Source organism: Methanobrevibacter sp. (assembly GCF_030539665.1).
In the GTDB taxonomy this organism is placed as follows: domain Archaea; phylum Methanobacteriota; class Methanobacteria; order Methanobacteriales; family Methanobacteriaceae; genus Methanocatella.
The window spans coordinates 71,019-87,109 of sequence record NZ_JAUNXR010000001.1 but is presented as its reverse complement, the minus strand read 5'-3'; the positions used below and the strand labels follow the sequence as shown (position 1 = coordinate 87,109).

Sequence of the window (16,091 nt, the reverse complement as noted above, 5' to 3'; positions counted from 1 at the left end):
TTAATAAATCTAACTCATTATATTAGATTATTAATTTCATTTTTAATTCTATCAACATGTTTTTCATTTTCTCCCAATCGAGAAATATTTTTTGCATTATAATCGTCAATATGTTGACTCACATCAACAGTTTCCTTAACAGAAACTCCTTTAGATTCAAGAATTTTATTGACACAATTGTTATTACAACCATTAACCGCAATTATGGGAAAACGCTTTATTAAACTTAAAGCAGCTTTTTTATCACAAGCCGTTGATGTGATGCAAATAGAAATTAGGTCCTCATTTTCTCCAACCAAATCACTTACAGCCGCTCTTGAAATCAATCCTAAAGCAGACATGCCAGTACATGACGCCAGAGCCATTTTTTCATCCATTGAATTACCCCCAAAAAATAAAAAACAGAAAATCTAAAGCTTTCTTGCAAAAAGAAGATATCCACTATGTCCTACCATTCGAGTTTTAGGCCTTACTCCCTGAGGTCTAACCTCAAGACCTCTTTCAAGTGTTTCAATGATTTCAATATCAAAGAATCCCAATTTTTTGGCCACTCTATAAGCCACTTCGGCTTGATCAATATAAGGTGCATAAACCGCCAACCATCCTCCAAGCTTCAAAGTGTCATAAACGTCCTCAAATATTTCAAATGGTTTCGGAAGGTCTAAAAATACTAAATCAATATCTGTTTCATCAATTCCTTCTTTAATATCTTTATTTTTAACTTCAATGTTATTGATACCGAAATTTTCTATATTTTTTCGTGCAACTTCTGCAAAGTCTTCCCTAATTTCATAGGTATAAACCTGCCCTGTTTCACCTACCACATTTCCAAAGTTCAATGCAATAGCAGCAGCACCAGTTCCAGAATCTACAACTCTGTCCCCAGCACCAAGACCTGTTCTAGCTAAAACAGTCCCAATATCTTTCTGAATTAAAATAGAACAACGTCTATCCATTATTTCAATGAAATCATTTACAGTAGGTTTTATGATTTTAAAAGTATGGTCCAAATGACTTTTGAGTTCATCACCCACTTCAGCACAAGATATCTGTTCGGCAGAGACTATACCCAAATCGCTTTGGAATTCCTTTCCTTCTTTAAGGACGTATTTTTTTCCACGTTCATCCAATATCATTTTCAAGCTATCGTCCACCTATTTTTCAAATTCAAGTTCCGCCAATCTACGTGCTCTTTTTAAACTATCAGGATGTGTTGAGAATAATTCTGTGAAATTGTCGGAAAATGAGTTAACAACTTCCGCCCTGTAGAATTTAGCTAAATCCTCATCAGATATCCTACCATCATGATCAAAATCTATTTGTTGGAAGCATGCAACATCCCTATCACCATGATTAATATCATTTGCAAAGAAAGCCCTGTTAGTACTTACATCCTTAATAGTTTTATCACTAGCTCTTGCCGCACCATAGGACAATTTATAAAGTCCAGACACCAATGCTGACGGTTTGTTTCCAAGTTCCACACTAGCCTGATCAGCATAGTATTCCCTTATTCTTGAAACAAACAATACCAATAGCTGACCCAATAGGTAGGCACCATAACCAACGATTCCAATAATTATCATGATACCTGCGTTTTCATTATTGTCTCTTGAAAATAAGAAAGACAACGCAAGATAATAACAAATCATAGGCAATACACTAATAACAGTAGTGACAATCATGTCATTATGTTTAATATGGCCTATTTCATGACCTATAACCGCCTTTAGTTCATCATCATCAAGAAGATTTATAATTGGTGCTGTTACAGCAATATGTCCACTACCTTTTGATCTTCCATATGCAAATGCATTAGGAATTCCTATTTCGGACACCCCTATTTCCGGTGTTGGAATGCCTGCTTTTGAAGACATCTCTTCAACCATAGCATAAATCTTAGGTGATTCTGCTTTAGAAAGAGGCCTTACTCTCATAGTGCGTTTTACAAGTGAAGGTCCAAACCAGTATTGCAAGAAAATAATTCCAATACTGATTAAAAAGTATCCTCCAAATCCAAATCTATAACCTGTAAGAGTGCAAGCAAGCACAATAATTGCAAAAACAATTGCGAACATTAAAAGAGAGACTATCCAAAGCCTCAATCTAAGTTTCCATGTACCATTCATTTTAAATACACCTTAATATTCGATATTATATATAATTATGAAACTCGGATAATATAAAAAATTCGATTTATTCAATTAAAAAACCAACATATCAAAATAATTATTACTATAAAAAAACATAAATTATTTTGAATTTAATGGTGATTTTATGAGCGGTCCTTGGGTAGAAAAATATAGGCCTCAAACTTTAGATGATATCGTAGGTCAAGAAGCAATTATAAGTAGACTTGAAAAATATGTTGGAGACACCAGTATGCCAAACCTCATGTTTACAGGTCCGGCAGGTGTTGGAAAAACCACAACAGCCATTGCTCTTGTAAAATCCATTTTAGGAGAATATTGGAAACAAAACTTCTTAGAATTGAATGCATCCGATGCAAGAGGAATTGAAACTGTAAGAAACAATATAAAAAATTTCTGTAGATTGAAACCTGTAGGTGCTCCTTTTAGAATAATATTTTTAGATGAAGTGGATAACATGACAAAAGACGCTCAACATGCTCTTCGTCGTGAAATGGAAATGTATACAAAAACAGCCTCATTTATCCTTTCATGTAACTATTCATCTAAAATCATTGACCCCATCCAATCAAGATGTGCTATTTTTAGATTTGGACCAATAAATGAAAGAGATGTTGTAAAAAGGCTTGAATATATATGCGGTCAGGAAAATGTAAAGTATACTCCCGAAGGTCTTGAATCTATCGTATACTTCTCAGAAGGAGACATGCGTAAATCCATCAATATTTTGCAAGCCAGTGCGTCTGAAGGAGAGGGAGTAACTGAAGACGCCGTATATGCAGTTGTGTCAAAAGCAAAACCTCAAAATATTAGTGAAATGATAACATCAGCACTGTCTGGAGACTTTTTGAAGGCAAGAGACATTCTAAGAGACACAATGGTTCTAGAAGGTGTCAGTGGTGAAGATATGGTAACTCAAATATATTCTGATGTATCAAAAAGAGTTTACGAAGGCAGAATGAGTGCAGATATCTATATTGATTTAATTGAAGCCATCGCGAACTGTGATTTCAGAATACGTGAAGGAGCAAATCCTAGAATACAACTTGAAGCTTTATTAACCCAATTCCTATAAGTGTATGCCTATGTTATGGACAAAGAAATACAGCCCAAAAACCATAGAAGATGTTGTTGGTCACAACAAAGAAAAAGAAACAATACAAAACTGGATTAATCTATGGAAAGAAGGCAAACCTCAAAAACCATTATTGCTTGTTGGTCCGGCAGGTATTGGGAAAACAACCTTAGCTCATTTGATAGGGGACCAATTTGGAGAATGCGTAGAACTTAATGCATCAGACAAACGTTCCCAAGACATAATATTAAGTACAGTAGGAGAATCCTCCGCAACAAGATCATTCTTTTCAAATGATCATAAGGTCATCATTCTTGATGAAGTGGACGGCATTCATGGAACTAATGACCGAGGAGGAGTTGCAGCTATTGGAAAGATTATCAAAAACTCAAAGCACCCTTTGATTTTAATAGCTAATGATTTTTACAGCAAACGTCTAACAAACATTAAAACAAAATGCCAAGTTATTAAAATGAAAAAAATAAGAAGTCCTTCCATTAACAAACTTCTAAAAGAGATAGCTGCAAAAGAAGGCATTAAAGCCAATCCTGCAGCTTTAAATGAAATAGCAAAAAGATCCCAAGGAGATATGCGTTCTGCATTAAACACATTCCAAGCATTGGCTAATGAGGAAGAAGTTTTAGAGCTGGAAGATGTTGAAAAAATGAGCAAAAAGGATGAACGCTCCACTATTTTTGATGCAGTTGGAATTACATTAAATAGCCAAACACCATCAAAAGTCAAAAACGCATTAAGAGTGGAAGAGGATCCAACACTTGTAATGGAATATATTGCTGAGAATGTTCCAAGAAGATATAAGAAAAAAGAGGATTTGAAAAGAGCTTATGAAAACTTAGCTAAAGCAGATCTATACTTTGGAAGAGCGCAGAGAAGCAGAAATTACGGATACTGGAAATATGCATCTGATTTTATGGGAGTGGGAGTATCCAATTCTAAAGAGAAAAAATATGGTGGATTCTCTAAAATAATGACACCTACCATATTCACTAAAATGGGCCGTGCTCGTGGAAAAAGAAATTTAAGAGATGTAATAGCTGATAAAATGAGTAAAAAAATGCACATTTCAAATGCCGTTGCAATTTCAATGTTTCCTTATTTAGAAATAATGTTTTCAAATGATGAGCTCGCATGGGAGATATCTGACTTTTTAGGTCTTGATGAAGATGAAATAAAAAGATTCAGGAAAAAGAAAATCCCTAAAAAAGTAATTACAAAAATGGAAAAACTAAAAGGTCAATTGCATGACGAAGAAAGAAAAAGAAGAAATGAAGAATTGGCCAACAAGATAATTGAAGAAGCCGGCGAAATAGCTGAAAAAGAAGTGGAAATTAGCGAAAGTGTTGAAGAAACTGCTGATGAACTCTTCGATGAGGAATTCGTTGAAGAAATTCCAGAAGAAGAGGAGATAGATGAAGTTGAAGAAGAGAAAGTTGAAGAAAAGCCTAAAAAGAAAAAGGATGTTCAAACATCACTTTTCAGCTTCTAATTTTTCTTCTATGAAACTCGCTGCTTTTAAAACATTATCCTTATATTGAGGAGCCACATCCTCTAGAAACTCCATGAACTCGCCACTTAAACTGATTGGAGTTTCAACAACTTTTTCTTTATTGTCGTTTTCAAGAAAATCGTTTATCCATTCCAATGGAACGTTAATTAGAGGATAAATGGCATTTTCCTTTTTTCTTGCAAAATCAATTCCAATTCCATCAAAGATATCTGAAAATATTCTTCCGACTTCATCATCCAATGTTACTGCTTCGGCCATTAAGTCATATTCCCCTTCAGAAACCAGTTCAACACCATATTTTCTAGTGTAAGGTTCTAGAATTATATACATTAATTCGTTTAATGGAGAACCATCTTTTGAAACCAATATCCTGTCCTTTGGTTCCATGTTGGCCAATACCTTAGATGATTTTGAGCATATCTTTTGAAATAGGCTTGATCTGACAATCTCAATATCATCATACTGGTTGTAAAAAGTGTTCTCCCGTTTCCTAGAAAACTTTGAAAATCTTAAGTTATTAATATAAATCTTATTTTGAGTGTAACTAACAAAACGAGTGTCTACACCAATTATTTTTAGAAATTTTAGAACATCTTCCTTGGAATCGCCAAATTTTTCTTCTTCTTCCATGTTTACGAAATCAAATATTAAATCCATTTTAATCAGCAATATTAAGTGTTTCTTTTAAAGCCTTTTCCATCACATCGATTGGTGGCTCTTGACCTGTCCAAATTTTAAAACTTTCAGCCCCTTGGTAAAGCAACATTTTAATGCCATAAACTGGAGTGGCTCCTGCCTTTATAGCTTCCTTTAGAAGAACTGTTTCATTTGGGTTGTAGACTATGTCATTAACAACCAAATCCTCATGCATCATATCAGCGGTGGCTATTGGAGCATCATCCACATGAGGATACATCCCTAAAGGAGTACTGTCTACAAGAATGTCAGCATCACGCAGATATTTTTCGATGGCGTTAATTGAGTCGCTTGTGACATTGTCGGTTAATTTTGATTTTGCCACATCATGAGCCAAATTGTCTGACTTTTCAGTGTTTCTATTTAAAATGACTATTTCCTCAGGATTTTCCTTTGCAAGGTAAAATGCAATTGCCCTTGCAGCACCTCCTGCACCTGCCAAAACAACTTTTTTATCCTTAATGTCAGTTGCTTCATTTATGGCTTTTATGGCCCCAATTCCATCAGTATTGTATCCTTTAAGATTTTTAAAATCAATGGTGTTAACAGCACCAATCAACCTAGCAACATCATCAATTTCATTTAAATGTTTCATTACTTCGATTTTATGAGGAATTGTAACATTGAAACCCTTAATATTAAGTGATTCTGCTCCCTTTATTGCATTTCCTACATTTTCAGGCAATACATCAAATGCAACATAAACATAATCCATTCCAAGCGCTTTAAAAGCCGCATTATGCATAGGAGGGGAAAAACTATGTTCAACAGGATTTCCTATCAAACCAACAACACTTGTACTTCCTTTAATTGTCATGATAAAAAATATTAATTTAATACATAAAATAGTTTAGGATTAACAATATGTTGTGGTTTTAGATATTAATTTTATTAATAAAGATAAACATATTATAAATATTATAAAAATTGGAGCTAAAGAATGGAATTTAACAAACCTAGAGGAACAAGAGATTTTCTTTTTGATGAAATGAGGCTTAGAAAAGAAGCTGAAAGTTCCTTAAGAAACGTTTTTGAAAATTATGGTTATCAGGAGATTAAAACTCCCCTTTTCGAAGAATTAAAACTTTTTACAACTAAGTCTGGAGAAGAAATAGTAGATCAACTATACAACTTCAAAGATAAATCTGATCGAGAATTGGCATTGAGGCCAGAGATAACAGCACCTGTAGCTAGATTATATCTTAACGAACTTCAAAAAACTTCCTCCAAGCCTATTAAACTTTATTATTATGGAAGTTGTTTTAGATATGAAAGACCTCAAAAAGGTCGTTTTAGACAATTCTGGCAGTTCGGATGTGAATTGATAGGTGCCAAATCTCCAGAAGGTGAGGCTGAAGTAATTGCAATGTGTAATGATTCATTAAATGAACTTGGAATTACAACAGCAGACATTAATGTAAATCATTTGGGAATTATTAGAGGATTGTTTGAACATTTCGATATTGATACCTCAACACAAAGGGAAGTAATGGTCGTTATTGATAAAGGAGATAAAGAACTTCTAAAAGAATCATTAGTTGGTGAAAATCCTTTAATTGAAAATGATGAATTGAATCAAGTCTTAATTAAACTAATTGATCTTGTTGGAGACAAATCCATTTTAAAAGATATTGAAGAATTGATTGAACCATATGAAGAGCCAAAAGCTGCATTTAATGAACTTAAAGAACTTGTAGAAAATTTAAATGCTTTTGGTGTTGACAACTATACAATTAATCTTGGAGTGGCTCGTGGGCTTGACTATTACACTGGAATTGTATTTGAAGTGTATATCCCTGAACTTGGAGCTCAAAAACAGGTTTGTGGTGGTGGAACATACAGTTTAATTAAAGTGTTTGGAGGTCAGGAAATTGAATCCACAGGATTTGCATTTGGATTTGACAGATTAATGAATGCTATTGAAGAACTTCAAGACGAAAAAGAATTAAAATCCCATATCGATGTATATGTAGCTCCAATTAATGACAGCGTACGTTCCAAAGCCTTTGAAATTGCCCAAACACTTAGAAGAAGTGGAATTTCATGTGATGTTGATTTAAATCGTAAAAAGTTCAAAAAACTCATGAATTATGCTAATAACTTAAAAGTAGAAAAGGTCGCTATTATCGGACCAAATGATCTTGAAGAAAATAAAGTCACATTAAAGGATATGAAGACCGGAGATCAAGATTTAATAGATATAGATAATCTAACAACTGCAATAAAAGGAGATGAATAAAATGAAAATTAATTTTAGACATGAAATAAACGGAGAAAAACTTATTACTGCCATAGCACAAGATTACGAAACAAATGAAATCTTAATGGTAGCTAATATGAATGAAGAAGCTCTTAGAAAAACTATTGAAACTGGAAAAGCTCATTATTGGAGTACTTCTAGAAACAAACAATGGTTAAAAGGAGAAAGTTCAGGACATGTACAGGAAGTTAAAGAAATTCTTGTGGATTGCGATATGGATGCAGTAATCTTAAAAATCAAACAAACCGGAGCAGCATGTCATGAAGGATATTATTCCTGTTTCTTTAGAAAAATAAATATAAATAATAAACCTAATATACTTGGACTTAATAATGAAGATATAGATGTAATATCTGAAAGATTATTTAATCCAGATGAGATATATTAGGGGGAGATGAAATTGGAGACATATGAACTAAAAACTATAGTTCCAGATACAAGTGCTGTTGTAGACGGTGCAATTACAAAACTTATTGAAGAAGAAGACATTGATTATCCTGAAATCATTGTTCCAGAAGCGGTTGTTTGTGAATTAGAACATCAAGCAAATTCAAACATGACACAAGGTTTTGATGGATTAAAAGAACTTCAAAAACTTCAAGAAGCAAACGATGAAAATGAGCTTATAATATCATTTAAGGGAAAACGCCCAACCAATTATGACATTGCAAATGCAAAAGCAGGCGAAATTGATGCTATCATTCGTGATGTAGCGCGCAGTGAGTTTGGAACTTTAATAACAAACGATAAAGTCCAAGCAGAAACTGCAAAGGCTCAAGGAATTCCTGTATACTATGTAGAACAAAGCCATGAAGATGAAATTCTCGAATTTAGTTTTGAAAAGTATTTTGATGAAGATACAATGTCCATACACCTAAAAGAGGGTGTAATTCCATTGGCTAAAAAAGGAAAGCCTGGAGAAATTAAGTTAGTAGAAGTTGACAATAAACCATCAACTTTAAAACAAATTAATGATTATAACGAGGAAATATTGAGAGCTGCTAGAAATAATTCAAAAGTATTTTTAGAATCAAGAAGAAATGGTTCTGCAGTTATACAAGCTGGACAATATAGAATAGCTCTTGCAAAACCACCATTTGCAGACAGCATGGAGATTACTGTTGTTAGACCTGTTACAACAAGAACATTAGATGATTATGATATTTCTGATAAGTTAATGAAAAGAATAAGAGAAAGTGCTGAAGGTATTCTTGTATCTGGTTCTCCAGGAGCAGGTAAAAGTACTTTCGTACAGGCATTAGCTAATTATTATAATGACCAATCCAAAGTTGTTAAAACAATGGAATCACCAAGAGATTTGCAATTACCTGATTCTGTATCACAATATGCTCCACTAGAGGGAGATATGGAAAATACAGCAGATGTTCTTCTTCTTGTAAGGCCAGATTATACCGTATATGACGAACTTAGAAAAACAAAAGATTTCACAATATTTGCAGATATGAGAATGGCTGGAGTCGGAATGATTGGTGTTGTTCATGCAACCCGTCCAATTGATGCTATCCAAAGGATCTCATCAAGAGTAGAGCTTGGTGTTATTCCATCTGTAGTAGATACAAGCATTTACATAGAAGATGGTGAAATCAAAGCTGTTTATGAAACAAAAATGACCGTTAAAGTTCCTTCAGGTATGCAGGAAGCGGATTTAGCTCGTCCAGTAATTGAAATCCGTGATTTTGAAACTGGAGAACTCAAACATGAAATTTACACCTACGGAGAACAAACCATCGTAATGGATGTAGGATTAGTAAATGAAAATAAAAATGAAGAAAATATAAAATCTTCTGTAGATTTAATAGCTGAAAAAGAAATTCTAAGGAAAATCAAAAAGATAATTCCAAAATCCAAAGTAGACGTTGAAATTGTCTCACCAAATAGGGCGAATATCTATATAAATGAAAAATATGTTCCTAAAATCATTGGAAAAAACGGAGCTAGAATAGCCGAAATTGAAAATGAAATTGGAATTAGTTTAGGTGTTGAAGTTTTAGAGGACAGCAAAGCCCACATCCCACTCAATAAGAGGGTGGAAGTTGAAGTTATTGAAACTTCAAAACAGATTATTTTAAATATGGGTAAATCCAATGATGGAGAAAACTTCGATGTTTATATAGGTGAAGAATATCTTTTAACTGCAACAACCAGTAAAAAAGGAGAAATCAAAATCAAAAAAGGAATTGAACTTTCAGATTTAATAGTTGATTCTATAGATGCTGGTGAAATTGTTACTGCTATTAGAAAATAAATGAGGTTATTGAAAATGAAGATTGGAGCATCAACATTATCTGGATTTAAAGATAAATTAGTAAATAATTTAGATTATTTTGAAGAATTAGGTCTTGATTATGCAGAAATATTACATCAGTACCCTAATGATGAAATTGATGTCGATTCATTAGAATCATATAATTTAAAATATAGTATTCATTCTCCAATTGTGAATATTAATATAGCTTCACTCAATAAAGCGATTAGGCAAGCTTCAATTGATGAAATAAAAAAATCCATTGACCTTGCAAATAAATTAGATTCAGATATTGTTGTAGTCCATCCTGGATCCATTCCATTTCTTGGAAGGGATTTTGAAGACCACATTTATGACCTTGCAGATGAAGCAATAAAAGAGCTTGGAGCATATGGGGATGATTTAGGAGTAAAGGCGACCATTGAGAATATGCCTGCATTTGAAGGCCATATGTATCAGAATATGGAGAAATTAAATCAGACACTTGAAGATTTTGATATGTTCATGACTTTAGATATTGGTCATGCCTACCACAGTGGTCATGCCCCAGATGAAATGTATTTTGATAGAGTTAAACACATACATATACACGATAATAATGGTGATGATGATGCCCATTATGCATTAGGTGAAGGCTCTATTGATTTAAAACGCATCATAAGAAAATTTGAAGATAAAAATTATAATGGCATATATACTATTGAAGTAAATGATAGTGATTCTGTCAAAAATAGTTTAGAATATCTAAAAAAATTAGTGTAATCAAACTAATTTTTTATCTTTTATTTCTTCTTTGAAATGCAAATATTTAGAATCAACAACTTTTCTGATGTTTTTAGCTATTTTTTTACCAATGCCCTCTACTTTTTGCAACTCCTCTTCAGATGCATTGATTACATTAGACACCGAACCGAAGTGTTCCAAAAGTCTTTTTGCATTAACAGGACCCACATTCGGAAGAGATTCAATAATAAATAATTGCTGTTCCCACATATTAACTGGTTTTTTCTCGGTTCTGATACTAATTTGAGATTTTTCACCCTTTTGTTCGCGAATAGCAATCCTTTTAAGCATGGCTGCAGTATCCTGAGAATTCCTAGTTGGAATTATGCTTATTCCAAAATCTAGCGCTATTGAAGCCATCGTACCCCTAATAGCATTGGGATTGATAAAACCTGAATAAAAATTATCACCTTCAAGAATTATAATAGGTTTCTTAAATTCTTCCCTTAAATCATTAGCCTGCTTAAAAAGTCGTTTATCAAGAATAGAATCGACAAAATCCTTTGCTGTTTTTCTTTCGATAGCTACCTCATCACTAACCTGATAATCACCAACGCTCATGGTTTTAACTTGAACGTCCATACCCATCTCATGTAAATGACGAATAACCTTAGAGTTTCCTTCCCTAGTATCGGCATATATTACTGGCTTTTGAGTTTTATTTATTTCTCTTTCAAGAATTTTAACATTCTTCTCTGAATCCATTCTCTGAATAGCAGTTTCATTAAGTTCTTTTAAAACATCAGGATCAATTAATTGACTTTTCATTCTTTTTTCTTTATTAATGGAAGCCCAATAATATCCTTCATCCCTAGTCTGTTCTGTAACAAGAACCTTGACCTTTCCTGTCCGTTTACGACCGGTTCTACCTCTTCTTTGAATCATACGAACTTCAGAAGGAACTGGCTCATATAAAATAACAAGATCAACAGCAGGAATATCAATACCCTCCTCAGCCACACTTGTGGATATAAGAACGTCAAATTCCCCTTTTCTAAAAGATTTAATAACTTCTTTTTGTTTTTTTTGAGTTAATCCTTTTTGACCTTCTTTTGTTGACTGGCCAAAGAATTTAGCTGATTTGATTCCTTCTTTTTCAAGCCTTTCGTGAATTATTTCTAAAGTATCCCTATATTGGGTGAAAACAATGATTTTAGAATTTTTATTATTCTGATTGTCCGTAAATCTTTCTGATTGAAGAGTTGTTTGCCCATCAATAGACAATTCATTTTTAAGGATTTTAACTAATCTATTTAATTTTGGATGTTCAAGACCATCCTTTTCCGCCTGTCTTGAAAGCACAACTGCCTTTCCAAAATTATCGTCCATCAATAAAGATTTAGCTGCCTTTGTTTTCTTTTTTCTTAAACGTCCTACATACTTATTAAAAGTAGAAACTCCCTGTGTTTCAATAAGTTCTAGAGAGTGTTGAAGATTAATGACTGCAGTTAAAAGAGATATTGCCCTATAACATTCCTTTTTCGGACTTGCGGATCGAGCAATGGTATTTTGAACTCTGGCCCTTGCCTTCAATATATCTCTTTTTGTTACAGAAATAGTGTTAATCACTTTCATGTTTTTAAGAGCCTTAAGCCTTGTTTTTAAAGATTTATTAACAAGCTCTTTGATTTTATTAAGCTCATCGGACATCTTAATTTTGATCCAGTCAATTTTTACCGGATTCAAATAAGGCTTAACGTCCTTGTCCTGTTCGCTTTTAACAACAATATTTTGAATGTATAAGTTCTCACAAACTTCCTTTATTTTATTCGTATCTGAACCTGGGGAAGCTGTAAGGCCTAAAATAAGATTATAGTTTGATTCTTTTACATATCTTGAAGCCAGATAGACATAAGAATAAGAACCAACACCATGATGGCATTCATCAAAAACAATCAATGATACATCGTCCAAAGTATATCTTCCATTCAATAAATCAGATTCAATGGTTTGTGGAGTTGCAGAAATTACCTGGGACTCTTCCCATCTTCTAACACGATCTTCTGATTTTGTAGCTCCTGTAATAGAAGTACATGGTACATTTAAAAATTCCCTAAAACTATTTTCATGCTGAATAGCTAATGGCTTACTAGGAGAAAGAATTAATACCTTAGAATGTTTAACCTTCTCTAATCTATCAGATGCAACAAGGATTGCCACGATTGTCTTACCTAAAGCTGTAGGTGCAACGACCATAGTATTTCCATTTTTTAATACATCCCCTGCTAAAATTTGCTGATACAATCTAGCTTCAATAGAATCAGGTTTAATCAATGGATGTTCAATATAGTTTGCCATATCTTAAATATTATTTTTTTATATTTATAAAAGTATAACGGAGCATTTGAAAAGTATTAAATCTCTAGAATATTCTCTTTAAATTTGGTTGCTGCCTCACCAATGACAATAATCTTATCACAATCAAGTTTTAATGCATCAATGACACCTTTTTTAACCTCTTCAGGAGTAGCTCCAATTGTTCCTTCTTTAACAAACTCTTCATCGATTTTTTCTAAAAATATTTTATCCTTGAAATCAGCATCATCATCAATAAACTTTTTAGCAGTCTTTTGAGAAGCAAATGAAGCAGGAACAACATATTTTGATAATTCTAAAACATTTTCAAAAATTTCCGAATCTCCCTGATCACCAGACTCCGAAGAAATAGTGATTACTGTTGTTATATCCCCATATAACTCTTTAAATGCATTCAATACTGTTTTTACACCTGCAGGATTATGAGCAAAATCAACAATTACATCTTTTCCATCAATAGTTGCTACTTTCTCCATCCTTCCACTGACCCCAGTGAAAGAAGCTATTGACTCAACAATCTTATCAAAGGGCAATTTCAAGAATTCATGAGCAGCAATTATAACTCCTGAAACATTATATACATTGTGTATTCCATCCAGCTGCATTTTGACTTCTATTTTTCCAGAAGGAGTAAATAAATCAAATTTCCCATTTATCAAATCAACATTTGTAGCTATGTAATCAGTTTGAGGAGTTGTAAGTCCGCATTTACAAAAATAGTAGCCCGAACCTGAAATAATTTCACTAAGATTAATTATTTCACCGCAAACACATTCTTTTTTAGAGATGCCTATAGTTGGCCCCTCTACCCTAAATGTAATTACCTCATCATCAAGACCAAATTCTCTTAAAAGACCCATAATTGTAGGATCATTTGCATTTACAATAATCTGATTATCCTTAAGGGACTGAATAAACTCTCCCTTAACGTTAGCATATTCCATAAAACCTGAAAGATCGTTCAAGTGATCTTCAGTAATATTTGTGATTAATCCAGATTTCAAACCAACATTACCAGTTATTCTCTTGATTGTGCCGGGAACTCCAAAAGTTCCAATTTCTAAAATAGCAACATCCCCATCTAAACGAGATTGAAGAATTGGAATAAATTCAGCATTACCTTGCATTCCTTCCAAATCATGTTCTGATGGAGAAATACCATTATCATAAGCTATTTTTTTAAGAAGTTCTGTAGATGTGGTTTTGCCATTGGTACCAGTAATGCCAAAAACAGGCTTTTCTGGATTAAAATTTGAAATAACATCGTCAACTGTGAAAATTTCAACATTATTTTCATTTGCTTTTTTAAAAATTTCATTATCTTTGGATAAACTAATTGGAGGAACCAAATAATCTATATTACTAAAGAAATCATCAGGAATGTCTCCAAAAAATAATTCAATATCATAATTTTCAAGAGATTTAATAAATCTACAATCCTCTTTTGATGAAACATCGGTTCCAATAACATCAAAACCTCTCTGTGAAAGGATTCTAGCCACCAAATTTCCATTGGCACCGCAAATTCCAACAACACCAAACTTAGAATTTTCATCAATCATATTTATTACAACCTCTTTCAAGTCCAACCATAATCTTATCCATAGTTGTTAGCCTATCATAAGCGATTAAAGGCCCCATATGCAAAATAATGTCTCCAGGTTTGGAATATTTAAAAGTGAGTTCTGCAGCATCAGTAATGTTTTCACATGCAACCTTAGTGGCATTAGGATTTTCAATAGCATTCAAAACCTCATAGGCAGCATTCATTTCAACTTCCTGAGTCACCTCATTAAATCCACTGGCAATAACAGTATCAACGTATTGACCTACAAGTTCACCAACTTCTGCCTTATCCCTTTTGGAGAGAGTATCAAAATGATCCAAAAATAAAACAACATTTTCATCTTTAAAATACTCCAATGTAATTTTCATACCATCATATAAGAAAGCAGAATCAAGAATCACGCGACGGCCATTATAATCACCTAAATCCTGCATATGTGCAGGCAAACCTCTAAATTCAGATAATGCATCAATAATATCTCCTTTTAGAACACCATATTCTAAAGCTACGGCAGAAGCTGCAAGGGAATTTTCAAAGAAATAACTCATCATATGAAATGGAGTTGTGAACTGTTCATTGCCATACTGAATTGTTAATGTATCTTCACCTTCAAAACCTATAAAATCAGCAACACTATCAGGATTATTAAGTTCATAGAAAAGAGTATCTGGCCTTATTGGTTCGATTATATCACGACAGGAGTTATTTGAAATGAATGTTTTGCTCATTTTCTCTAAAATTAATTTACGCTCTTGATATTTCTCAAGAGAACCACCAAATTCGGACAAATGATCTTCAGCAATATTAGTTAACAGCCCCATTTTAATATCCAAATTATCTAACAGCCCAATAGTACCATGAGGAAGCTCAAAAATAGCTATATCACAATCTTCAGCCTTACCTTTAACAATACCATCGATAATAGCCTCACTAACAAGATTATTGACAAGAGAGGAACAGGACCAAACATTATAACCTGCCTGTTTAAAAATAGCTGTTGTAATATAAGTGGTCGTAGTTTTACCCATAGTTCCGGTAATACCGATGATGTCTACCGGAATTAAATCATTAACAATGCGAGAAAATTCTTCATTTGTTAAGACCTTTAAATTGGCATTTTTAATTTTCTCAGCTATAGGTGCTGAATCTGGCAAACTAGGCGCCTTATAGACCATATCAATTCCATCAATGCTTGGATCAGGATTTCCTAAATCAAGAATAACGCCTTCTTTTTCTATTTGTTTTAAAATCTTTTGAACATCTTCTTTAAATTCATCGATTGACTTAGGATCAGTTATAATAACCTTTTCTCCCTGATTATTAAGTAATCTTGCAACAGGCCTTCCAGCATTTCCTGCACCAACAACTAAACAATTCATAATAAACTCCTTCACTTAATTAACTATTTTATTATATTATTTTAATTTAATTTAAAGTTATATAGTAATTA

General features: G+C 33.2%; 14 protein-coding genes. 6 read left to right on the top strand and 8 right to left on the bottom strand.

All coding sequences use genetic code 11. The features are described 5' to 3' along the window. Positions 1 to 17: 17 nt before the first annotated feature. Genes Q4P18_RS00345 through Q4P18_RS00335 form a run of 3 tightly spaced genes read right to left on the bottom strand, consistent with a single transcriptional unit; the run spans position 18 to position 2,129 of the window. Complete coding sequence (locus Q4P18_RS00345) at positions 18 to 377, bottom strand: putative zinc-binding protein (RefSeq protein ID WP_303334358.1); 360 nt, start codon at positions 375 to 377, stop codon at positions 18 to 20. A gap of 33 nt (positions 378 to 410) precedes the next feature. Next, a complete protein-coding gene (locus Q4P18_RS00340; protein WP_303334356.1) occupies positions 411 to 1,136 on the bottom strand; it encodes a tRNA (adenine-N1)-methyltransferase in 726 nt (241 codons plus the stop codon). Between the two features lie 18 nt (positions 1,137 to 1,154). Next, positions 1,155 to 2,129 carry a M48 family metalloprotease gene (locus Q4P18_RS00335; RefSeq protein ID WP_303334354.1) on the bottom strand — a complete coding sequence of 325 codons (975 nt, stop codon included), beginning with the start codon at positions 2,127 to 2,129 and terminating at the stop codon, positions 1,155 to 1,157. 148 nt (positions 2,130 to 2,277) lie between these two features. Between Q4P18_RS00335 and Q4P18_RS00330 the strand changes: the two genes are divergently transcribed. Beyond that, a complete protein-coding gene (locus Q4P18_RS00330; RefSeq protein ID WP_303334352.1) occupies positions 2,278 to 3,225 on the top strand; it encodes a replication factor C small subunit in 948 nt (315 codons plus the stop codon). Positions 3,226 to 3,235: 10 nt separating this feature from the next. Continuing rightward, complete coding sequence (locus Q4P18_RS00325; RefSeq protein WP_303334350.1) at positions 3,236 to 4,732, top strand: replication factor C large subunit; 1,497 nt, start codon at positions 3,236 to 3,238, stop codon at positions 4,730 to 4,732. Here the strand turns inward: Q4P18_RS00325 and Q4P18_RS00320 are convergent. Both Q4P18_RS00320 and Q4P18_RS00315 read right to left on the bottom strand, forming a co-directional pair. After that, positions 4,715 to 5,410, bottom strand: a complete 696-nt coding sequence (locus tag Q4P18_RS00320; protein WP_303334348.1) for an ATPase — start codon at positions 5,408 to 5,410, stop codon at positions 4,715 to 4,717. The two genes, Q4P18_RS00325 and Q4P18_RS00320, sit on opposite strands and share 18 nt — an antisense overlap. Position 5,411: 1 nt before the next feature. Next, positions 5,412 to 6,266, bottom strand: coding sequence for a shikimate dehydrogenase (locus Q4P18_RS00315; RefSeq protein ID WP_303334346.1), 855 nt, complete (start codon positions 6,264 to 6,266; stop codon positions 5,412 to 5,414). A gap of 123 nt (positions 6,267 to 6,389) precedes the next feature. On the opposite strand from Q4P18_RS00315, the gene hisS reads away from it, so the two are divergent. The 4 genes from hisS to Q4P18_RS00295 are packed head-to-tail and all read left to right on the top strand — an operon-like array spanning position 6,390 to position 10,737. Further along, positions 6,390 to 7,688, top strand: a complete 1,299-nt coding sequence (hisS, locus tag Q4P18_RS00310; protein WP_303334344.1) for a histidine--tRNA ligase — start codon at positions 6,390 to 6,392, stop codon at positions 7,686 to 7,688. A gap of 1 nt (position 7,689) precedes the next feature. Continuing rightward, on the top strand, positions 7,690 to 8,097 hold the full coding sequence (gene hisI / locus Q4P18_RS00305; RefSeq protein ID WP_303334343.1) for a phosphoribosyl-AMP cyclohydrolase: 408 nt from the start codon (positions 7,690 to 7,692) through the stop codon (positions 8,095 to 8,097). A 6-nt stretch (positions 8,098 to 8,103) separates the two neighbouring features. After that, positions 8,104 to 9,975, top strand: a complete 1,872-nt coding sequence (locus tag Q4P18_RS00300; RefSeq protein ID WP_303334340.1) for a PINc/VapC family ATPase — start codon at positions 8,104 to 8,106, stop codon at positions 9,973 to 9,975. A 15-nt stretch (positions 9,976 to 9,990) separates the two neighbouring features. Beyond that, positions 9,991 to 10,737 carry a sugar phosphate isomerase/epimerase gene (locus Q4P18_RS00295; RefSeq protein WP_303334338.1) on the top strand — a complete coding sequence of 249 codons (747 nt, stop codon included), beginning with the start codon at positions 9,991 to 9,993 and terminating at the stop codon, positions 10,735 to 10,737. Here the strand turns inward: Q4P18_RS00295 and Q4P18_RS00290 are convergent, their stop codons facing one another. The 3 genes from Q4P18_RS00290 to Q4P18_RS00280 are packed head-to-tail and all read right to left on the bottom strand — an operon-like array spanning position 10,738 to position 16,020. After that, on the bottom strand, positions 10,738 to 13,056 hold the full coding sequence (locus Q4P18_RS00290) for a DEAD/DEAH box helicase (RefSeq protein ID WP_303334336.1): 2,319 nt from the start codon (positions 13,054 to 13,056) through the stop codon (positions 10,738 to 10,740). Between the two features lie 56 nt (positions 13,057 to 13,112). Further along, the gene (locus Q4P18_RS00285; RefSeq protein WP_303334334.1) at positions 13,113 to 14,636 is read right to left on the bottom strand and encodes a Mur ligase family protein; all 1,524 of its coding nucleotides are present in this window, start codon (positions 14,634 to 14,636) and stop codon (positions 13,113 to 13,115) included. Further along, the gene (locus Q4P18_RS00280; protein WP_303334330.1) at positions 14,629 to 16,020 is read right to left on the bottom strand and encodes a Mur ligase family protein; all 1,392 of its coding nucleotides are present in this window, start codon (positions 16,018 to 16,020) and stop codon (positions 14,629 to 14,631) included. Before Q4P18_RS00280 ends, Q4P18_RS00285 begins: the two co-directional genes overlap by 8 nt. Between the last annotated feature and the right edge of the window lie 71 nt (positions 16,021 to 16,091).